The organism is Rothia nasisuis, assembly GCF_928381405.1.
GTDB classification, from domain to species: Bacteria; Actinomycetota; Actinomycetes; order Actinomycetales; family Micrococcaceae; genus Rothia; species Rothia nasisuis.
This window is the reverse complement of sequence record NZ_CAKMSB010000010.1, coordinates 20,734-41,123: the sequence shown is the minus strand read 5'-3', so window position 1 is coordinate 41,123 and position 20,390 is coordinate 20,734. Positions and strand designations below refer to the sequence as shown.

General features: G+C 58.9%; 16 protein-coding genes. 8 read left to right on the top strand and 8 right to left on the bottom strand.

Annotated features, from left to right (window positions below):
* Positions 1 to 379 precede the first annotated feature (379 nt).
* Complete coding sequence (locus L6966_RS08820; protein ID WP_237233241.1) at positions 380 to 2,242, top strand: BCCT family transporter; 1,863 nt, start codon at positions 380 to 382, stop codon at positions 2,240 to 2,242.
* Positions 2,243 to 2,428: 186 nt separating this feature from the next.
* Complete coding sequence (gene typA, locus L6966_RS08815) at positions 2,429 to 4,342, top strand: translational GTPase TypA (protein ID WP_237233240.1); 1,914 nt, start codon at positions 2,429 to 2,431, stop codon at positions 4,340 to 4,342.
* A gap of 195 nt (positions 4,343 to 4,537) precedes the next feature.
* Here the strand turns inward: typA and L6966_RS08810 are convergent, their stop codons facing one another.
* Positions 4,538 to 6,136 carry a GH25 family lysozyme gene (locus L6966_RS08810; RefSeq protein ID WP_237233239.1) on the bottom strand — a complete coding sequence of 533 codons (1,599 nt, stop codon included), beginning with the start codon at positions 6,134 to 6,136 and terminating at the stop codon, positions 4,538 to 4,540.
* Between the two features lie 178 nt (positions 6,137 to 6,314).
* Between L6966_RS08810 and L6966_RS08805 the strand changes: the two genes are divergently transcribed.
* The 5 genes from L6966_RS08805 (at position 6,315) to L6966_RS08790 (ending at position 11,043) form a co-directional block, all read left to right on the top strand.
* A complete protein-coding gene (locus L6966_RS08805) occupies positions 6,315 to 7,604 on the top strand; it encodes a PIG-L family deacetylase (RefSeq protein ID WP_237224617.1) in 1,290 nt (429 codons plus the stop codon).
* 121 nt (positions 7,605 to 7,725) lie between these two features.
* Positions 7,726 to 8,046, top strand: coding sequence for a ferredoxin (fdxA, locus tag L6966_RS08800; RefSeq protein WP_083093873.1), 321 nt, complete (start codon positions 7,726 to 7,728; stop codon positions 8,044 to 8,046).
* Positions 8,047 to 8,068: 22 nt separating this feature from the next.
* Positions 8,069 to 8,203, top strand: coding sequence for a hypothetical protein (locus L6966_RS12100; protein ID WP_272878611.1), 135 nt, complete (start codon positions 8,069 to 8,071; stop codon positions 8,201 to 8,203).
* A gap of 192 nt (positions 8,204 to 8,395) precedes the next feature.
* Positions 8,396 to 9,526, top strand: coding sequence for a succinyldiaminopimelate transaminase (gene dapC / locus L6966_RS08795; RefSeq protein ID WP_237233238.1), 1,131 nt, complete (start codon positions 8,396 to 8,398; stop codon positions 9,524 to 9,526).
* 236 nt (positions 9,527 to 9,762) lie between these two features.
* The gene (locus tag L6966_RS08790) at positions 9,763 to 11,043 is read left to right on the top strand and encodes a citrate synthase (RefSeq protein ID WP_237224616.1); all 1,281 of its coding nucleotides are present in this window, start codon (positions 9,763 to 9,765) and stop codon (positions 11,041 to 11,043) included.
* 298 nt (positions 11,044 to 11,341) lie between these two features.
* Here the strand turns inward: L6966_RS08790 and galE are convergent, their stop codons facing one another.
* From galE to dapD, 3 genes are all read right to left on the bottom strand, one after another.
* Complete coding sequence (gene galE / locus L6966_RS08785) at positions 11,342 to 12,355, bottom strand: UDP-glucose 4-epimerase GalE (RefSeq protein WP_083093867.1); 1,014 nt, start codon at positions 12,353 to 12,355, stop codon at positions 11,342 to 11,344.
* 128 nt (positions 12,356 to 12,483) lie between these two features.
* The gene (locus tag L6966_RS08780) at positions 12,484 to 14,580 is read right to left on the bottom strand and encodes a bifunctional metallophosphatase/5'-nucleotidase (protein WP_237233237.1); all 2,097 of its coding nucleotides are present in this window, start codon (positions 14,578 to 14,580) and stop codon (positions 12,484 to 12,486) included.
* A 104-nt stretch (positions 14,581 to 14,684) separates the two neighbouring features.
* Positions 14,685 to 15,650 carry a 2,3,4,5-tetrahydropyridine-2,6-dicarboxylate N-succinyltransferase gene (dapD, locus tag L6966_RS08775; RefSeq protein WP_237233261.1) on the bottom strand — a complete coding sequence of 322 codons (966 nt, stop codon included), beginning with the start codon at positions 15,648 to 15,650 and terminating at the stop codon, positions 14,685 to 14,687.
* A 50-nt stretch (positions 15,651 to 15,700) separates the two neighbouring features.
* On the opposite strand from dapD, the gene dapE reads away from it, so the two are divergent.
* Positions 15,701 to 16,849: a succinyl-diaminopimelate desuccinylase gene (gene dapE / locus L6966_RS08770; protein ID WP_237233236.1), complete on the top strand. Its 1,149-nt coding sequence runs from the start codon at positions 15,701 to 15,703 to the stop codon at positions 16,847 to 16,849.
* 99 nt (positions 16,850 to 16,948) lie between these two features.
* Here dapE and L6966_RS08765 read toward each other — a convergent pair whose 3' ends face one another.
* The 4 genes from L6966_RS08765 to L6966_RS08750 all read right to left on the bottom strand — a co-directional run bounded on the left by L6966_RS08765 (position 16,949) and on the right by L6966_RS08750 (position 20,294).
* Positions 16,949 to 17,854, bottom strand: a complete 906-nt coding sequence (locus L6966_RS08765; protein WP_083093906.1) for an amino acid ABC transporter permease — start codon at positions 17,852 to 17,854, stop codon at positions 16,949 to 16,951.
* 11 nt (positions 17,855 to 17,865) lie between these two features.
* Complete coding sequence (locus tag L6966_RS08760; protein ID WP_237233235.1) at positions 17,866 to 18,549, bottom strand: amino acid ABC transporter permease; 684 nt, start codon at positions 18,547 to 18,549, stop codon at positions 17,866 to 17,868.
* Between the two features lie 87 nt (positions 18,550 to 18,636).
* On the bottom strand, positions 18,637 to 19,497 hold the full coding sequence (locus L6966_RS08755) for a glutamate ABC transporter substrate-binding protein (protein WP_083093858.1): 861 nt from the start codon (positions 19,495 to 19,497) through the stop codon (positions 18,637 to 18,639).
* Positions 19,498 to 19,505: 8 nt separating this feature from the next.
* A complete protein-coding gene (locus L6966_RS08750) occupies positions 19,506 to 20,294 on the bottom strand; it encodes an amino acid ABC transporter ATP-binding protein (protein ID WP_419721889.1) in 789 nt (262 codons plus the stop codon).
* Between the last annotated feature and the right edge of the window lie 96 nt (positions 20,295 to 20,390).

Genomic DNA, 20,390 nt, shown 5'->3' with positions numbered 1-20,390 from the left:
TTTTAAGGTGGTGACCTGGTTTGTGAACCCCGCCAGGTGATATGTCCTGGCTTTAGTTCCAACCATCACACGAAGCTCAACACATCAACCACCACCCCAGGCGTCCCAAACCCAAGCCCCTAATGCAACTTGAATTATCAGTGGTGTTATTATTGGGCTAGTTGAAGCATCTCTTTCTGACCTAAACACTCGGTTACCTTACTGCGCGTTGGGTGATGAGAGGGTGGATGTAAAGAGATGCTTTTGCGTGTCTGACCAGAAATGATTCGTAACTAGAGATACCAAGGACTTTCTGATGGAAAGAACAGAACTGCAATCACCGCCTGGCTCCGGCCCCGACCTGAGGAAGGGGGATATCGACGCAGAGGTAAAAGCAAACATGCGCGAAGGCTCCCTCGCGCCCCGAGTCTTTATCCCCGCTGCCGTCATCATGGCGGTCTTCATTGGCATCACCCTGGCCTTCCCAGAAAAAACCAAGAGTATCTTTGACGCCCTTCAGGCCGACGTCATCAACTACTTTGGCTGGTACTACGTTGCCATCGTGGCCTTCTTCGTTATTTTCGCCCTCTACCTGGGTTTTTCTCGTATGGGCGACGTGAAGCTGGGTGACGACAACGACGAACCGGCCTACTCCTTCAGCACCTGGTTTGCCTTCCTCTTTGCGGCAGGTATGGGCATTGGCCTGGTGTTCTATGGGGCCACCGAACCGCTCATGCACTACGTTGACCCGCGCCCCGGCGTTGGCAACGGTACAAGTGAGGAAATTGCCCAGGCGGCCATGAGCCAGTCCTTTCTGCACTGGGGGCTACACCCCTGGGCAATTTACGTGATTGTTGGCCTGGCAATTGCTTATGCCACCCACCGTCTCAAACTTCCGCTTTCTATCCGTTACGCTCTCAAGCCCCTCTTCGGTGACCGCGTCAAAGGCGGGGCCGGTGACCTTATTGATGTTGTGGCCCTGGTGGGTACCCTCTTCGGCGTAGCTACCTCCCTGGGCCTGGGAGTCATGCAGATCGCTGCGGGGCTCGGCTATATGAATATTCCTGCACAGGGCAATGCCTGGCTGGTTGGAATCATTATTGCGCTCATGGCTATCACCATGTTCTCTGTGGTAACCGGCCTTGAAAAGGGAATGAAGTGGCTCTCGAACGGCAACCTGATTTTGGCTGCCATTGTCTGCCTCTTTGTCCTTGTCGTTGGCCCAACCCTCTTTCTCTCCCGTAACTTTATTGGCTCCATCGGTGACTACTTACAGAACATAGTTGCCATGACCTTTGAAACCCTGGCCCTGTACGGCGTTGAGGGTGAACAGTTCCAGGCCGCCTGGACTACCTTCTACTGGGGCTGGTGGATTTCATGGTCGCCCTTCGTCGGCATGTTCATCGCCCGTGTATCTAAGGGGCGTTCGGTGCGCGAGTTCGTCATCGGTGTTCTGCTGGTACCGGCTCTCACTTCTTTCTTCTGGTTCTCTGTGCTCGGCGGTACCGCCCTGCACCAGGAAATTTTCGGCTCACAAAGTCTGCTGAATGAAGACGGCTCCGTTTCTGCTGAAAACGCTCTCTTTGAGATGTTCCACAACCTGCCGGGCGGAGCGATTCTTACTGCAGGCGCCGTACTGCTGATTACCGTCTTCTTTGTGACCTCAGCTGACTCCGGTGCTCTGGTGCTCGGTATGCTTTCTACCAACGGCTCACCCGAACCTAAAACCTGGATTCGAGTCTTCTGGGTGCTGGTTGCAGCGGCCACCGCTATCTCCCTGGTTGTGATCGGCGGAACAGACTCGCTCACAGCGATTCAGACAGTTGCCATTTTGACCGCCCTACCTTTCTCTGTGGTCATTGTGCTCATGTGCATCTCGCTGTACAAGGCGCTGAGCGTTGAACACCGCCTTTTTGTGCGAGCCCAGCGCCGCAACGCCCGCCATGAGATTGAAGCCTCACTGACCGAACACATCGATGACCGCGTCAACGTACTTGTAGCAGAGGGCGTTGAAGATAAGGTCACCGCGGCCGTGGGCGAGCACCTGGACGAACGGCTTGATGGGCACCTGGAGGCCGCCCTGGAAGAAGCTGTCGATAAGGCGGTCGAAGCCAAGGTAGAAGAAGCTGTGGAAAAGGCAGTTGATGAAGTAGCCCTTCAAGTCGATGCTAATACCGCTGCGATTGAACAGATTCGTGCTGTTACCGGTTCCATTCCGGTGGCCAAACCCCAGGATATTAAGCAGACACCCTGGAACAAGTAGGAAATGGGCGGAACCGTTTTGAATAAGCCCCTTAACTTCTAATGTGTTCCAGAAGATAGCCCTGGGATTAGATGCCACCGGTATAATCGGTGCGAGAGCCCTGTGCGCGCCTGCCGAAATAGTCGGTAGCTAGGTTGCGCCCCGGCGTCCTGATCATCCCCAAAGAGTAAGCGAGATACCTTCCGCATGTCTGAAACTCAGAAGACCGCGTCACGGAGCGACCTCCGTAACGTGGCAATTGTGGCGCACGTTGACCACGGTAAGACCACCATCGTTGACGCGATGCTCAAGCAGACCAACGCATTCTCAGCCCATGCAGCTGTTGAAGACCGCGTGATGGACTCCGGTGACCTTGAAAAAGAAAAGGGCATCACCATTCTGGCCAAGAACACCACCGTGTTCTACTCCGGCCCCGCAGCCGGTGGCCAAGAAATCACCATCAACGTGATTGATACCCCCGGCCACGCCGACTTTGGCGGCGAGGTGGAACGCGGCCTCTCTATGGTAGACGGCGTGGTGCTGCTCGTGGACGCCTCCGAAGGCCCCCTGCCCCAGACCCGCTTCGTGCTACGCAAGGCCCTGGCCGCCAAACTACCCGTCATCCTGGTTGTCAACAAGGTTGACCGCCCCGACGCCCGCATCGACGAAGTCGTCGGCGAATCCATGGACCTACTTCTGGGGCTAGCCAGCGACCTGGCAGATGAGGTGCCCGATTTGGACGTGGACGCCCTGCTGAACGTCCCTGTGGTCTACGCCTCTGGCAAGGCAGGCGCGGCTTCTCTCAACCAGCCTGCTGACGGCGACCTGCCCGATAACGGCGACCTCGAACCCCTGTTCCAGACCATCCTTGAACATGTTCCTGCCCCCACCTACAACCCCGATGAGGTTCTGCAGGCCCACGTGACCAACCTCGACTCCTCACCCTTCCTGGGGCGCCTAGCTCTGCTGCGTATCTTCAACGGCACCCTCAAGAAGGGCCAAACCGTTGCCTGGGTGCGCCAGAACGGCGAAACCAAGAACGTCCGTATCTCCGAGCTGCTGGCCACCAAGGCCCTGGAACGTGTTCCCGCAGAGTCCGCTGGCCCCGGTGAAATCGTCGCTGTTGCCGGCATTGAAGACATCACCATCGGCGAAACCCTCACCGACCCCGAGAGCCCCAAGCCCCTACCCCTCATCAAGGTTGATGACCCCGCAATCTCCGTCACCATCGGTATCAACACCTCACCGTTGGCCGGTAGAGTCAAGGGGGCCAAGGTGACTGCCCGCCAGGTCAAGGACCGCTTGGATAAGGAACTGATCGGTAACGTCTCGCTGAAGGTTCTGCCCACCGAGCGCCCCGACGCCTGGGAGGTTCAGGGTCGTGGCGAACTCGCCCTGGCAATCCTCGTTGAGCAGATGCGCCGCGAAGGCTTTGAACTGACCGTGGGCAAACCTCAGGTGGTGACCAAGACCGTCGACGGCAAGATTCACGAGCCCATGGAGCACATGATTATCGATGTGCCCGAAGAGTTCCTGGGTGCCGTCACCCAGCTCATGGCAGCCCGTAAGGGCCGCATGGAAAATATGGCCAACAACGGCACCGGCTGGGTACGCATGGAGTTCTCCGTGCCCGCCCGCGGTCTGATTGGCTTCCGTACCAAGTTCCTGACCGAAACTCGCGGCGCCGGTATCTCATCGTCCTACTCCACCGGCTACGAGCCCTGGGCAGGCGACATCGACTACCGCTCCAACGGCTCCATGATCTCTGACCGTGCTGGCGTGGTCACCCCCTACGCCATCATCGGCCTACAGGAGCGCGGAACCATCTTCGTAGAGCCCACCTCCGAGGTCTATGAGGGCATGATCATTGGTGAAAACTCCCGTGCAGATGACATGGAGGTCAATATCACCCGCGAAAAGAAGCTGACCAACATGCGCTCAGCCTCAGCGGACAACTTCGAAAACATGACCCCGCCCAAGAAACTGACTCTTGAGGAGTCCCTGGAATGGGCCCGTGAGGACGAGTGCGTGGAAGTCACCCCCGAAGCCATCCGTATCCGCAAGGTCATCCTTGACTCCAACGAGCGCGTGCGCGAAGCCCGCCGCCGCGCCAAGGGCTAGGCCCACCGCGCAAGGAGGGCCCGGGTAGCTGACCCCGCCCTCATCTAAAAAGGGTGTGGTTCTCCCCCTGACAGGGGGAAGAACCACACCCTTTTGTTGAGCGGATCCGTACAGGCTGAACGGACACCCGGGTAGGGGCGGTTACATTCAATCCCCAAAAGTATCCGGTCAGCAAGCCTGCCGCTACTAGCTTCGCTAGCTCAGGCGGCGGACCCCCTGCTGCTCACTCCACACAAAATGGGCACCAGAGCTCAACCGCAGGTGGACGTCACCGTCAGCCTCCCACCGTTCATCGTGGAGGGGAAAACCAAGTGCCTGGTGGTAGCCTGCCTTCACCCAGGCGGCTCGCAGGGCACCGCCGGTGTTGACCTTAGCGGTGGGGGTTGAGGGGCTCCAGTAGAGAGAAACGTTCTTCTCAAACCGGACGACCGCGCCCCGGCCCAAGGCACTCTCATCTGTGGCAGGCAGGCCGTACTCTGCAAGGTTCTGGTTCCAGCGGTTGTGAATGCCGCCGCTACCGTTGAGTACCCGGGCGGAGGTTTGAGGTGACCAGTAGACCGCGGTGGTGGAGCCTGAGGCCGTGACGAACTGTTGCTGGACGCCATAGCCTAGGGGAGCTTCATCCATGCTGGGAAAGCCCCAGGTACGTTCATAGCCGGTGTTCGCGTACCTGGCCCCAATCGCGCCTGCCAGGTACACGGCATGGGTTCCTGTGCTGGGGTGCCAGTAGACCTGGCGGCTGTTCTCAAACGGCTGGGTAACACCGCCGGAACTCACCGGGTATTCATCAGCCCGGGGCGCATAGAGAGTTTTATAGTTAGCGCGGTAGTAGCCACCAATAGCTCCTCGCAGGGAGTAAAGGCCGCTGGTCGTGCCGGCGGACCTTGCTCCGAGCGGGCGGTAGCGGGGATTCACTGCCAGATGCGTGAGTTCAGCCGTAGAACCATTGAACACGTTAGAGTCACCGTCAAAGGGCCCGGTAGCGCTGTACTGCCAGATGTCATATGCACTGTAACCGGTAGGCATCGGGCCGACCGTCTGGGTGTATCTGGCTAGATGCAGAGGCATGAACGAGAGCTCTTCAAGAGACCCAAGACACTGATTCACCCAGCTGGTTGCCGTGTAAAGAATAGGGTAGCGGCCGGTAAGCTGCCGGTAGGTCACCGCGAATTCTTGAGCCCACGCTTTCAGCTGGGCCGGAGTCATGTTGTAACAGGTGTTGCCGTCGTTGGGGTAGGGGTTCCATTCGAAATCCAACACACCGGGTAGGGTAGTGCCGTCTTGAACCCACTTCTGACTGTTCGCCACAAAAAACCTAGCCTGCTCTGCGCCTGAAGAGTCAGAAGGAATCGCAAAGTGGTAGACACCTCTGAACATGCCAGCAGCACCAGCACCTGCGTACTGATCCCGCTGGCGAGGGTTGGTATACCAAGTGCTCTCTGTGGCTTTAACCAAGGCAAACCGTGCACCGGCCTGGTAGTTCGCCACCCAATTAACAGACGGCTGGTGACTTGAGACGTCCATACCCAAAACACCGGGAGCCGGCGGAGCGGCTGCCGCCATACGACCCGTATCGGTGGTAGGCGCATCAGCTCCTATATCGTAAGCTCCAGCGCCCATGGCGGCTTCACCGTAGGGGATCTGGCCCTGATTGGGGGAGGTTGCGGACGCAGAAGCAGCGGTGGGGGAGACCTCCTGAGTCGGCTCAACAGCAACGACCGGAGAAAGGCAACCCAAAGCAAGAGCAGCAACAGCTACCGAAACCCCAGATTTTGCCCAAAAAATAGATTTCATGATTACCTTCTGCAGATTGCCCCTCACTGGGGAAATCTGACTAACATATGCTTGTGCATGACCGCTCTCCATCATAAGTCACCCCGGCCAAGGCAACCACCTGCAGGTAGCAGGCGATAAAATTGCACGGAGCTATAAGATCAACCACGAGCAGCTAAAAACCAGTAGGAAAATCATTGTGAATCAGACCCCCTATTATCCAGCCCAGGGCCTCACCATTGCCCCCGGAGCGGTCACCACCCTACTGCCTCCGGGGCTAGACGCGCAGGGTGCCACGGTGCTCTTCATCCACGCCCACCCTGACGACGAATCCTCATCAACCGGGGCCACCATTGGCGCCCTCACAGCCGCCGGCGTAACCGTCCACCTGCTCACCATGACCCGTGGCGAAATGGGCGAAGTCATCAACCCCGCCCTCAAACACCTCGAAGCAGAACACCCCGGAAACACAGACCAAGGCCGGGCACTCGGCCAGATGCGCACCGACGAACTGCGCACCGCGCTCAAACACCTCGGTGTCAGCCGCCACCTCTTTCTCGGCGAGGGAGCCAGCGCCATACCCAGCGAACACGCCAGCTACCGAGACTCCGGTATGGTGTGGGACTCCAACGGCCGCGCCGCCGCTCACCCCTCCGCAACCGAAGACTCCCTCACCCGTCTACCCATCAAACCCCAGGCCCAGGCTGTTGCCTACGCCATCCGCGAGATGGGCCCGGACGTCGTCGTCACCTACGACTCCGACGGCGGCTACGGGCACCCCGACCACAAACGCACTTACGAAGCCGTCATGGCGGCGCTCGCCACCCTGCGCGAAACACCCGCCGCCCCACGCCTTGTATGGGGAATCGAAGGGGAATTCGACCCAGCCGACGTGCGCCCCCAAGCCGTCATCCGGGGTGACCTCGCCGTCAAACGCGAAGCCATGCGAGCCCACGCCACCCAAATCATCATCAGCGACGACACCACCTTCGAATACTCGAACCGCGTACCCCAGCCCATCAGTGACACCGAAACCTACAGACTCCTCTGGGGTAACCCAGCCTACCCCTCAGTAGAAACCGTGCTTGAAGAACCCGTCGAAGCACCCGGCCCCATCAACTCAGCTGTCACATCCATAGCCCTCGGCCTCCTCGCCGGGTTCGTTGGCACCATGTACCACGCCCACATCTGGTACCCCACCACCACCATCTGGGTACCCTGGGGGGCGCTCCTGGCCATCCTCACCGTCTACTGCGCAGCAACCTGGGCAGCCACCCACACAGAAAAAAACTGGGCAGCAGCCCTCGTCGGCGCGACCGCCTTCACACTAATCTGCATCTTCGCCTTCGCCAAAGAAGACTCCATACTCGTCTACATCAACCCAATCAACGCGGTAGGGGCCACCGGCACCCTGTGGGCACTCGGTTCACTCGTCGCAGCCACCCTCGCCATCATGAGCGCTACCCGCCACCGCCGCAACAAAACTTAACCCAGCTCAACAAGCTATCTCCTCCATCACAAAAATCTGCCCCCACACCAGTGAGCGGATACACTAGACCACAGCTGACAAACACCTTAACGACGGTGCGCCCACCACCAGAAAGGCACCCATGACCTACATCATCGCCCAGCCCTGCGTTGACGTCAAAGATCGCGCCTGCGTCGAAGAATGCCCCGTAGACTGCATTTACGAGGGCGAACGATCCCTCTACATCCACCCCGACGAATGCGTCGACTGCGGTGCCTGTGAACCCGTCTGCCCCGTTGAAGCCATCTACTACGAAGACGACGTTCCCGAAGAATGGGAAGACTACACCGCAGCTAACGCCGACTTCTTTGATGATTTGGGCTCACCCGGCGGTGCTGCCCGCCTGGGCGTCATCGCCAAGGACGCCCCCATGATTGCAGCCCTGCCCCCGCAGAACCAGTAGAATAGAAGGGTATACCCGCCGGGTGAGCCCATTCCGGGAAAAATTATTTTCCTCGCTCGCTCGGAATTTTTCCCTCCATCCCGGCGGTGCTGCCCGCCTGGGCGTCATCGCCAAGGACGCCCCCATGATTGCAGCCCTGCCCCCGCAGAACCAGTAGAATAGAAGGGTATACCCGCCGGGCGAGCCCATTCCGGGAAAAATTATTTTCCTCGCTCGCTCGGAATTTTTCCCTCCATCCCGGCGGTGCTGCCCGCCTGGGCGTCATCGCCAAGGACGCCCCCATGATTGCAGCCCTGCCCCCGCAGAACCAGGACTAAGACTGGTAACTAGATACCTGAGAAAGCAGACCATGCGCACCTTCGGCCTCGACCTGCCCGACTACCCCTGGGACACGCTAGCCCCCTACCGTGCCACCGCTGAAGCCCACCCAGGCGGACTCATCAACCTCTCCATCGGAACACCGGTAGACCCCACCCCCACAATAATCCGCGAAGCCCTGGCAGCAGCCACCGACGCTCACGGCTACCCCACCACCCATGGAACCCTCACCCTGCGCCAGGCCATCGTCGACTGGTTCGCCCGCCGCCGCGAAGTCCCCGGGCTGACCACCAATCAAGTCATGCCCACCATCGGCTCCAAGGAACTTGTGGCCTGGCTACCCTTCCTGCTCGGGCTAGGGAAGGACGATGTGGTTGTGCGCCCTACCGTCGCCTACCCCACCTACGACATCGGCGCCCAGCTCGCGGGGGCTACCTCGGTCGCCGCTGACTCCCTCACCGAGCTAGACACCGCCACCCGATCTCGCGTGCGCCTGGTGTGGGTGAACTCCCCAGCCAACCCCACGGGCACCGTCCGCGATATCGAAGAACTTAAAAAAATTGTTGATGACGCTCGCGCGATTGGCGCCCTCGTAGCCTCAGATGAGTGCTACGCCGAGCTCGGCTGGGGTGAGTGGGACACCGCCCGTGGCGGCAAAGCCGTGCCCTCCATTCTTGACCCCCGCGTCAGCGGCGGCAACCAAGAGCTTTTACTGGCGGCCTACTCCCTATCAAAACAATCTAACTTCGCTGGCTACCGGGGTGCCTTCATCGCCGGCGACGCTGAAATTATGGCTAACCTGGTCAACTCGCGCAAGCATGCGGGCATGATAGTGCCCGCCCCAGTTCAGGCCGCTATGACCGTAGCCCTAGCTGATGACGCGCACGTTGAGGAGCAAAAGAATCTCTACCGTGCCCGCCGTGAAACTCTGCTACCTGCCCTCACAAAGTTTGGGCTGACCATCGAACACTCCGAGGCCGGCCTCTACCTATGGGCCACCGCTGGCGAAGACACTTGGGTCACCGTACAACGCTTCGCTGAGAAGGGGATTATTATAGGCCCCGGCGTTTTCTACGGAACAGCGGGTGAAGGCTACGTACGTGTAGCCCTGACAGGCAGTGATAAAGATATCGAGCGTGCCGCTACCCGCCTGTCAGAGTAAGTAAAACTCACAATGTCAAATAAGCTCCGCTAAAGAACGTAATGTAACCTTCACAGCGAAACCGATGTGACCCCGCACATTATTCTGCTGTAATGTGAACCATAGATGACATGCGTCCGCGTGTGCGCGGTGTACAGTCAGCCTTCACACCCAGAGAAAGGCCCTGTGCCGCCGCTCCTGCTCCCACGGGCAAACCCTCAGCACGCACGCAGCCTCGTTTGACAGGAGGAACACAATTGACTGACAACCACGCACTGCTGAGCTATGACGGCAAAGAACTGCCTCTGCCCGCAGTCGAAGCAACCGAAGGTAACGGTGCCTTCAACGTTGCAGGCATGCTCAAAGAAACCGGTAAAGTAACCTACGACCCCGGCTTCATGAACACCGCAAACGCCAAATCCGCCATCACCTACATAGACGGCGACGCTGGCATACTGCGCTACCGCGGCTACCCCATTGAAGAACTGGCTGAAAAATCCAGCTTCCTTGAGGTCACCTACCTGCTCATCTTCGGCGAGCTACCCACCCCCACCCAGCTCGAAGAATTTGATCAGATGATCCGCCACCACACCATGGTGCACGAAGACTTCAAATTCTTCTTCCGAGGCTTCCCCCGCGAAGCGCACCCCATGGCAGTGCTAGCGTCCAGCGTCTCAGCCATGTCTACTTTCTACTCAGACTCTCTGGATCCCTTCGACCCCCGCCAGGTTGAAATCTCCACCTACCGGCTTCTATCCAAGGTACCCACCCTGGCAGCCTATGCCTACAAGAAATCCAAGGGCGAGCCGTCCATCTACCCCAAGAACGAGCTCAACTACACCGAGAACTTCCTGCGCATGTGCTTTGGCTTCCCCACCGAAGAATACGAAGTCAACCCGCTACACGCCAAAGCACTTGACCTACTCTTGCTACTTCACGCAGACCACGAACAGAACTGCTCCACCGCCACAGTGCGTCTGGTGGGCTCCTCTAACGCCAACATGTTCGCCTCGGTCTCCGCAGGTATCAACGCACTCTACGGACCCCTACACGGTGGCGCCAACGAGGCTGTGCTCAAGATGCTGAACCAAATCAAAAAAGAAGGTATCAGCCCCGAAGACTTCATGGAGAAAGTCAAAAATAAGGAAGACGGCGTGCGCCTAATGGGCTTCGGCCACCGCGTCTACAAGAACTACGACCCCCGTGCGCGCATCGTTAAGAAAACAGCCGACAAGATTTTTGAGAGCATCGGCGGAAACAACGAACTCCTCGACATCGCCCAGCGTCTTGAAGAAAAAGCCCTCAACGACGACTACTTTATCGAACGTAAACTCTACCCCAACGTCGATTTCTACACCGGTCTCATCTACAAGACCATGGGCTTCCCCGAACACATGTTCACCGTACTCTTTGCCCTAGGCCGCCTGCCCGGCTGGATTGCCCAGTGGACCGAAGGCATCCAGGACCAAGACCGCAAAATCGGCCGCCCCCGCCAGGTCTACATCGGCGAGAACGAGCGCCACTACCCCCAGCGCTAAGCAACTCACCCGCAGGCAAAGCCGAGCCCCGGCGTCCTTGCCCCTAAGATAGGGGAGGACGCCGGGGCTCGGCTTAAGAGCTACTCGCTACGCCTAGACCTAGAATTGCCACACCGGTGGCAATTCCTTAACGGTCGCTACTCGCTACGCCTCTATCCCGCGCTACGCGCGCTTTCTAAAATCGCCACATCGGTGGCGATTTTTTAACGAAAGATATTCGGCTACGCCTCTATCCCGCGCTACGCGCGCTTTCTAAAATCGCCACATCGGTGGCGATTTTTTAACGAAAGATATTCGGCTACGCCTCATATCCCTGAGGATTATTCTTCTGCCAGTTCCAATGATCTCGCACCATAGTGTCAATATCGCGGCTAGCAGACCAACCCAAATCAGCCAGGGCCGCTGAAGGATCAGCGTAAGAGACCGCGACATCACCGGGGCGGCGGTCCACAATCTTATAGGGCAGCTCCTTGCCAGCAGCCTTCTCAAAGGCGTGCAAGACCTCAAGCACAGAGTAGCCGTTGCCGGTACCCAGGTTCCAGGTGTGCAAACCACCGTGGGTGGTGATGTAGTCCAGGGCCCTGAGATGCCCATCAGCCAGGTCAACCACGTGAATATAGTCGCGCACTCCGGTTCCATCAACAGTGGGGTAGTCGTTACCGAAGACATTCAAATACTCGCGGCGGCCCACAGCAACCTGAGCGATGAAAGGCACCAGGTTGTTAGGAATACCGGCTGGATCCTCGCCAATACGGCCCGACTCATGCGCTCCAACAGGGTTGAAGTAGCGCAGCAGGGCAATATTCCACCGAGGGTCTGACGCGGCCAAATCCACGAGCATATCTTCAATATGCTCCTTAGTGCGGCCATAGCACGACTGGGCGTCCATGTTAATTTTCTCGGTAAGCGGCATGGACTCGGGCTCACCGTACACGGTGGCCGAAGAAGAAAAGACGATAGAGCGGCAGCCGGCTTCTTCCATCGCATAGAGCAGGTTGAGAGTTCCCGCCACATTGGTCTGGTAGTACCAGAGCGGCTTCTCAGCGGATTCACCCACAGCCTTGAGGCCAGCAAAATGAATCACAGCATCGGGCTTAACCAGGGTGAAGAGCTGCTTCATGCCCGGCAAATCAAGCAAATCAACCTTGCGGAACTCGACGGTCTTACCGGTGAGCTCCTCAACACGAGCCAGAGACTCCATGGATGAGTTAGCCAGGTTGTCCATAACGGTGACCTCGTGCCCCGCATTCAGGAGCTCAAGAACAGTGTGCGAGCCGATGTAGCCGGCACCGCCTGTAACCAGGATTTTCACGTTTTCCCCTTGTGATAGTTGTTGGGTGCTTGCTACCTAGCTTACCCGTAGAGCAGCCCGCCTACCCGACTTTTGGAGCGGGTGGGCAGGTGAGATACAGCAGGTCGCCTAGCGATGCTCCATCGGTGCTAGGCCTTGCGGCGGGCAGAACGAAGAGCTACGCCACCGGCTAGCACAGCCAGGGCACCTGCACCAGCTAAGGGAAGCCCCCAGGTACCCGTTGAAGCCAGAATCCCTTTAGGCTGCTCAGCCGCGAGCGGAGTAGCTGAAGCGGGCTCACTCGCTGAGAGGCTGGGTGGAGCAGTGGGTTCTGCGCTGGGCTCTTCACCGGACTCAGCGCCTGCTAAGGGGCCTGCTTCACCGGCCGATGGGGCAGTGGTGGCCCCTTCGGTGGAGTCTACGGTCGGTTCTGCGGTGGAGGCGGGAGGCACCTCAGAGCTAGGCAGGGAGCTAGTGCCCACCGTCCAGTTCTTCACAAAGAAGGTAGCCGGGTCGATGGCCTTGTTGGTAATCGCCCAGTCGATCATGAGGTCGCGCACGGCCTTCTGCTCTTCGTAGACGATGGGAGCAGCGGTCACATGCGGGTAACCTGAGCCGCCGGACCAGCGATAGTTGTTCAGAGCCAGGATAACCTTCTGATCATCAGCCAGGGCAGTGCCGTCGGGCAGGGTCAAACCCTCAATACGCTCGCCAACAGGCTTGGAAATATTGATATGGTAGTTGACGCCCGAGAGCACATCGTAGGAGTAGTCAGGAATACCGCGGGTTGCTCCCTCATAGAGGGCGTTGGTCACGGTGGACCAGTCGCTAATCTCAGTACCTGGCTCCTGCTGAATATAGTAGCGGGCAGACCACTCCAGGTAGTCCTTGAGCTGGGCACCGGTCAGCTCAACGGCGTAGAGGGTGTTGTCATAGATGTAGAGGCTGGCCATATCGGCAATAGTCACATCACCCTGCTTGAAGACCGCAGTACGAGAGAAGGGGGAGGCCTCAGCAATGACCGGCAGGCCCTCGTACTGGGTTCCGGTCAGGGCACGGGTGACTTCTTCGGTCTGAACCATGTTGATGAAGTCGAGCACGGCGGTGTCTTCCCAGGCGCTGGTGGCTGCGGGCATCTCAGCGCTTGCCTGGGCAACCACAGTCTGTACCCACTCGGTCGTCTGAGAATGGTAGGGCTCAATAGCTGCCAGGACGGACGGGTCGGCGGCGTAGTCACCAGCATTGAGGGCAAGAGCGGTAGGTTTTTCATCCTCTGACCACTTGACCTCAATATCGCCGTCAGCTTCCTTGACCAGGGGCAGGGTGACTTCGGAGAGGAAGCGGGCCCAGTAACCGGGCTGGGTGTAGAGCACCGGCTCACCGTTCTTGTTGGTGAAGTATTCCTGGACCTTGTTGGTTACGTGGGAATGACCGCCCACAACAAGATCGACATCGGTGGACTGCTCAACCACTGACTTGGCGACGTTTTCGGTGAGATCGGCCGGGTTATATGTGTAGCCTTCAGCGTCCAGGCCGGTGTGGGCAAGGACGACGACCACGTCGGCCCCTGCGGCTTTCACCCTGGGAGCCCACTCGGCAACCGTCGCCGCAGCGTCCCTAAACTCCAGCCTGCCCTCAACGGTGGCCTTATCCCACACGCGCACGCCGGGGGTGACCACACCGATGACGGCTACCTGAATGCGTTCGCCGCCTACGGTTTTCTCAAGCATGGTGTAGGGCTCATAGGCCGGAGCGCCGGTGGCTGAATCGATGACGTTGGCGCCCAGCAGGGGCATGGTGAGATTGTTCGTGTACTGGGCGGCAGCTTCAGGGCCGTAGTTGAACTCGTGGTTGCCCACTACGCCAGCATCGTAGCCGAGCAGGTTGAAGACCGAGGCCATAGGGTCAAGGCTGGTGGCGGTGCGGTTGTTCTGGTAATAGGTCTGTAGGGGATTACCCTGGTTGGCATCGCCGTTATCGAGTACCAGGGTGGAGTCTGCGCCCTTGGCCGCGCGGGTCTGGGCGATAGCCGTTGCCAGGTGCTCCATGCCTAGGGCCTTATCGCCCTCACCGTAAGGGGCACCGGTGAAGTAGTCGTAATTCAGAGCCCGGCCGTGGACGTCTGTGGAGGCAAGTACGGTGAGGTCACCGAGCTCGGTGTCACCGGGGGCCGCAAAAGCTGCGGGAGCTAGAAGGGAAGAAGAGACCAGCCCCAGGCTGGCTAAAAGAGTGAGAGAGCGCTTCATGACCAGAGCTTTCTATCAGATAATGTGTGCTTTCTCATTCTAAGGGCCCGTACCTTTCTCTCGTGGAGAAGATACGGGCCCTAACAATCTGAAAAGTTGGTGAACTAGTTGGCGTGCAGCTCGCTGTTCAGCTCCACGGTGTTGTTGGCGCGGGGTAGAACCTCAATCGCGCCGGTGACCGAGTTACGGCGGAAGAGAAGGTTGTTGACGCCTGAGAGCTCCAGAGCTTTGACAACCTTAGGTTCTGCGCCGGGGCTGAGCACGGTGACGCGGGAGCCTGCGGTGACATAGAGGCCAGCCTCAACCACGCAGTCATCACCCAGGGCGATACCGATACCGGCCTCAGCGCCTAGTAGGGAGCGCTCGCCGATAGCGACGCGCTGGGTACCGCCACCGGAGAGGGTACCCATGGTGGAGGCGCCGCCGCCGATGTCGGTGCCGTTGCCAATAACAACGCCCTGGGAGATGCGGCCCTCAACCATGGACTCGCCGAGGGTGCCGGCGTTGAAGTTGACGAAGCCTTCGTGCATGACGGTGGTGCCGGAGGCCAGGTGGGCGCCCAGGCGCACACGGTCTGCGTCGCCAATACGAACACCGGCGGGTACCACATAGTCGATCATGCGGGGGAACTTATCGACGTGGGTGACCACCAGGGCGCCGCGGCGGCGCAGTTTGAGCGAAGCGGCGGTAAATTCAGCCGCCAGAACGGGGCCAAAGTTGGTCCAGGCAACGTTGGTCAGCTTGCCAAAGAGGCCATCGAGGTTGATGGTGTTGGGGGCCACCAGGGTGTGCGAGAGTAGGTGTAGGCGCAGGTAGGCGTCCGCAGCATTGGCAGGTGCCTCATCCAGGTTGATGGTTACGTTGACCAGCTCACGCACAACATTGCGATCTTCATCAGCTTCGACTAGGGCCTCAAGGTCGGCTGCTACGGAGTCGTCAGCGGTTTCGGTGAGGGCGGGCGCTGGGTACCAGACATCTAGGACGGTGCCCTCGTTCTCGCCTGAGGCGACAACGGTGGCCAGGCCCAGACCGGAGGCTACACGGGTGTTGTTTTCAGTCATGCCTACCAGTCTACGGAATCAACCCGCCGCCGTGGGCTTTTGGCTTGTATGGTGGAACCATGACCAATAACCCCAGCCCCATCCAAGCCGCAGATTTCGCGCACCTGGGCCCCAACGTCCTGAACCTGACCCAGCCCGTTGAAGACCTCACCGCTGATTTACTCAACATCTATTCTGTATCGGGCGCGGAGGCGCGCCTGGCGGACGCCGTGCAGGCGGCCCTAGAAGGAATCGGTGGCTTAGAAATCACCCGCGACGGCGACGCTATTATTGCCCGTACGAACCTGGGGCGGGATGCCCGTATCGTGCTGGCCGGGCACCTGGATACCGTTCCCCTACCCCGCACCGAAGGTTCTTTAGGCACCGTGCCTGCTACCTGGGCGGACGAGTCGGGGGAGCGGGTGCTCTACGGCCGGGGTGCTGTGGATATGAAAGGTGGAGTGGCTGTCCAGTTGGCTTTGGCGGCCAGCCTGAAGGAGCCCCGCTACGACATAACCTACGTCTTCTACGACAACGAAGAGGTTGCCTCCGAGCTTTCAGGGCTTGCCCGCCTGATGCGTAACCACCGGCAGAAGCTGACCGATGCGGCCTTTGCCGTCCTGCTAGAACCCACCGACGGTACCATCGAAGGCGGCTGCAATGGCACCATCCGCTTCTGGATCCGCACCACCGGTATCGCAGCCCACTCGGGTCGGGCCTGGAAGGGCGTCAACGCTATCCACAAGATGGCAGATGTGCTAAACCGCCTGGTCGCCTACCAGCCGCACACCTATGAGGTGGAGGGTCTGGCCTACCGCGAGGGACTCAACGCCGTGCAGATATCGGGAGGTGTTGCCGGGAACGTGATTCCAGATGAGGCGGGCGTGCATATCAACTACCGCTTTGCCCCCAACAAGACCTTGGACGAGGCCATAGCCCACCTGCATGAGATCTTTGAGGGCTACGAGCTGGACTTTGTGGACAAGTCCTCAGCAGCCCGCCCCGGCCTGGACGCCCCCATGTCACGTTCGCTGATTGAATCAGTAGGCCAGGAGCCCCAGCCCAAGTATGGCTGGACGGACGTGGCCCGCTTCAGCGAAATCGGTATCCCCGCCGTGAACTTCGGCCCCGGTGACGCCCTGCTGGCTCACACAGACAACGAGCACGTGAAGGCTACGGAGGTGCGCGCCTGCTACACGGCTCTGGAGACGTGGCTGGCGGCGTCCTAACCCGTCAGCCTTTACCGCCCCAGAGCTAGAGAGCAAAGTAGGGACCCCATCAGGAGATGGGGTCCCTAGGTCCTGGAGTCGAAGTGCGAGGCGCGGACGCTAGTGCTTAGGAATCTTAAACATCATCTGGGTTTGCGGGCGGGCTTCGTCCACTTCGCCGGGAACACCGTCTGCATGTTTAATCTCCACGTCTGAGCGGGAGTTCATGTACCTAGCCAGCCACTCCGCAAACAGGGTCAGAGCGAAGTTGATGACCACGAAGATGAGGGCAGCAAGGAGCAGCATCTGCAGAATGTTACCTTCACCGGAGCCGAAGCGGCGGGCCGCAGCCAGAAGTTCGGGGTAGGAGATGATGTAGCCCAGCGCGGTGTCCTTCAGAATGACCACGAACTGCGAAAGCAGTGAGGGCATCATGGCGGTGAGTGCCTGGGGTACCAGTATGAGGGTCAGTACCTTCCAGGGAGTCAGACCGATAGCTAGACCGGCTTCGCCCTGGCCCTTGGGTAGCTGGTGCACACCGGAGCGTAGCAGTTCGGCGATGACGGAACCATTGTAGAGGGTCAGGCCTAGAACCACCGCGATGAAGGGCAGCTGCGACGGAGCAAAGAGGTTAAGCTGGCCCAGAAAAAGCCAGAAGAAAATCATCATGATAAGCACGGGGACGGCTCGGAAGAACTCCACAATCACGGTGCCGATACCACGAATCACCTTGTTCGGAGACAGGCGGGCCAGGCCGAAAAAGAGGCCGAAGGCGACCGAGGTTACCACAGACAGCAGGGCAGCTGAAAGGGTCTTCCAGAGCGCCGGCAGTATGTAGTTGGCCCAGAGGTTGCCCGTGAACAGCGAGGTCCACTTATCGGCTTCGAGCTGCCCCTGGCGGTTCATTACCATCATCACGTAGGCGAAGCCAGCGGCCAGCACCAGAATAGCGACGATGTTGAAGACGCGGGTGCGGGCGCGGGCCTTGGGGCCGGGTACGTCGAAGAGAACGGAGGTTGAGGTCATGCGTTTTGCGTTCATCGTTTCACCGCCAGCTTTCGTGAGGCCCAGGTAGTGACTAGGCCGATAGGTACAACAATGACTACGAAACCCATGGCGAAGACGAAGAAGATCATGAAGATGAGGTCTGAGTTGAACTCAATCATAGACTTCATCATGCCCGAGGCTTCTGCAACCGAAGCCACGGTAGCAACGGTCGTGTTCTTCGCCAGGGCGATGAGGGTGTTGCCCAGCGGGGTGATGGAGCCGCGCAGAGCCTGCGGAAAAATCACGTAGCGGGCTGTGGGCAGAAAGCTGAGGCCGATGGCGCGGGCTGCTTCGGCCTGGCCTACGGGTACGGTGTTCACGCCTGAGCGGATGGCTTCACACACAAAGGCTGCGTGGTAGATAGCCAGAACGATGACGGCGTAGATGAAGAAGTTCCACTCGAAGCTGGTTGCAAGGGAGAGCTGGAATTGGGTCCACACGCCCAGAATTGCCAGGGTCATCAGGATGGTCAGCGGAGTATTACGGATCAGATGCACGTAGGCGGTACCGGCCCAGCGCAGAGAGGGCACAGGGGAGATACGCATGAGTGCTAGAAGCGAGCCAAGGACGAACGACCCAAGAGCTACCCAAAAGGTCAGTTGGATGTTGGTCCAGAAGGCGCCGATGACATCGTAGGTGGCAAAGAGCGTGGAGAGCTGTTCAGAGAATGACATGAAAGCCTCCAAGGGTAGAAAAGTGTGTTGATAGTAAGTAGGTGCCAGGCGCTACTGCCTGGCTGGTGTTCCTGTGCAGCGGAGATCCTAGCTGCTGGGCTCTACCGCTGCACAGGCGTCGGTGAGCTCGGGCGGGTTGAGTTCAGTGTTGTAGGTGTAGCCGGAGGCACCCACGTTCTTTTCGACGGCGTCTTCCCAGGCTCCGGTTTCTACCATCTTATTGATGGCCTGGTTGATGGCGGCGCACTTATCTGAGCCTTTGGGCAGACCCACACCGTACTTTTCGGTGGTGAAGGTGTTGCCAACGAGCTTGAGCTCGCCCTGATTGGCTTTAGTAGAAGCGAGGCCCGCCAGGATGATGTCGTCGGTGGTGACGGCATCGACCATGCCTGCGTTGAGTGCAACGACGCAGTCGGAGTAGGAGTTTTGCTGAACCAGTTGCACCTCAGAGGAATACTTCTCTTGAATCTTCTTAGCGCTGGTGGAGCCGGTGACGGAGCAGAGGTTCTTACCGGAGAGGGAGTCAGGGCCGGTGATATCGGTGTTAGCTTCCTGGACGAGTAGATCCTGGCCCGCAATAAAGTAGGGCCCCGCGAAGTCAACGGTCTTGAGGCGCGTTTCGGTGATGGAGTAGGTCGCAAAAATCATGTCAACCTGGTTATTGGTGAGCATGTTTTCGCGGTTGGCGCTGGGGGCCTCGACCCATTCGATCTGGTCTTCAGAGTAGCCCAGTTCGGCTGCGACGTAGCGGGCTACGTCGGTGTCGAAGCCGGTGTAGTCGCGGCCGTCCTGGTATCCAAGGCCGGGCTGGTCGTACTTGATACCGATGCGGATGGTGTCTGCGCTGGAGGTGCTGCCGCACCCGGAGAGCGCTAGGGTAGCGGTTGCCAGTACGGCAGCTACAGTAGCTGCTCTAGCTTTGAGGCGGGAAAGTTTCATTGGTTTCATCCCCTGTGTTAGTGGCCCAGGATCTTACCGAGGAAGTCTTTGGCGCGGTCTGACTGGGGGTTGGTGAAGAAGTGGTCTGGTGTTGCTTCTTCGACGATTTCGCCGTCGGCGAGGAAGACGATGCGGTCTGCCGCCTTGCGGGCAAAGCCCATTTCGTGGGTTACCACGATCATGGTCATGCCTTCACGGGCGAGAGAGACCATGGTGTCGAGAACCTCGTTGACCATCTCAGGGTCAAGGGCGGACGTGGGTTCGTCGAAGAGCATGACCTTGGGCTTCATGGCCAGCGCACGGGCGATGGCTACGCGCTGCTGCTGGCCGCCGGAGAGCTGGGCGGGCATCTTGGAGGCCTGGTTATCTACCCCGACCTTCTTGAGTAGGCTCATGGCGAGGTCATCTGCTTCAGACTTGCTCAGCCCTCGAACCCTGCGGGGCCCGAGCGTGACATTTTCGAGGATTGTCTTGTGGGCGAAGAGGTTGAAAGACTGGAAGACCATACCGACTTCTGCGCGCAGGTTCGCTAGCTCCTTACCTTCTTCGGGCAGCTTCTTGCCGTCAATGGTGATGGTGCCGTCGGTGATGGTTTCGAGACGGTTGATGGTGCGGCAGAGGGTTGACTTACCGGAGCCTGAAGGGCCCAGTAGGACGACGACTTCGCCTTTACCAATGGACAGGTTAATGTTCTTGAGAACATGGTTTTCACCGTAGTGCTTGTTGACGTTGGTGAGTTGAACCAGTGCTTCTGTGGTCACGTTGGTTCCTCCCTGATGGTGGATATGTGTGTGCGCCGGTAGCATGGGGTGCTGGTGGCACAGAACCGTTAGGTGTATGTGCCCTACCTTACTCCTAATGAGGTAAACAGGACGTTACATAAGATAGTGTATTTTCTTGGT

Excerpts from the sequence above, each read along its gene's own strand:
- L6966_RS08780 (WP_237233237.1), bottom strand. The coding sequence starts at position 14,580 with ATGAAGCGCTCTCTCACTCTTTTAGCCAGCCTGGGGCTGGTCTCTTCT.
- dapE (WP_237233236.1), top strand. The coding sequence starts at position 15,701 with ATGACCAATAACCCCAGCCCCATCCAAGCCGCAGATTTCGCGCACCTG.
- L6966_RS08755 (WP_083093858.1), bottom strand. The coding sequence starts at position 19,497 with ATGAAACCAATGAAACTTTCCCGCCTCAAAGCTAGAGCAGCTACTGTA.
- L6966_RS08820 (WP_237233241.1), top strand. The coding sequence starts at position 380 with ATGCGCGAAGGCTCCCTCGCGCCCCGAGTCTTTATCCCCGCTGCCGTC.
- L6966_RS08810 (WP_237233239.1), bottom strand. The coding sequence starts at position 6,136 with ATGAAATCTATTTTTTGGGCAAAATCTGGGGTTTCGGTAGCTGTTGCT.
- L6966_RS08765 (WP_083093906.1), bottom strand. The coding sequence starts at position 17,854 with ATGACCTCAACCTCCGTTCTCTTCGACGTACCCGGCCCCAAGGCCCGC.
- typA (WP_237233240.1), top strand. The coding sequence starts at position 2,429 with ATGTCTGAAACTCAGAAGACCGCGTCACGGAGCGACCTCCGTAACGTG.
- L6966_RS08760 (WP_237233235.1), bottom strand. The coding sequence starts at position 18,549 with ATGTCATTCTCTGAACAGCTCTCCACGCTCTTTGCCACCTACGATGTC.
- fdxA (WP_083093873.1), top strand. The coding sequence starts at position 7,726 with ATGACCTACATCATCGCCCAGCCCTGCGTTGACGTCAAAGATCGCGCC.
- dapC (WP_237233238.1), top strand. The coding sequence starts at position 8,396 with ATGCGCACCTTCGGCCTCGACCTGCCCGACTACCCCTGGGACACGCTA.
- L6966_RS08750 (WP_419721889.1), bottom strand. The coding sequence starts at position 20,294 with ATGCTACCGGCGCACACACATATCCACCATCAGGGAGGAACCAACGTG.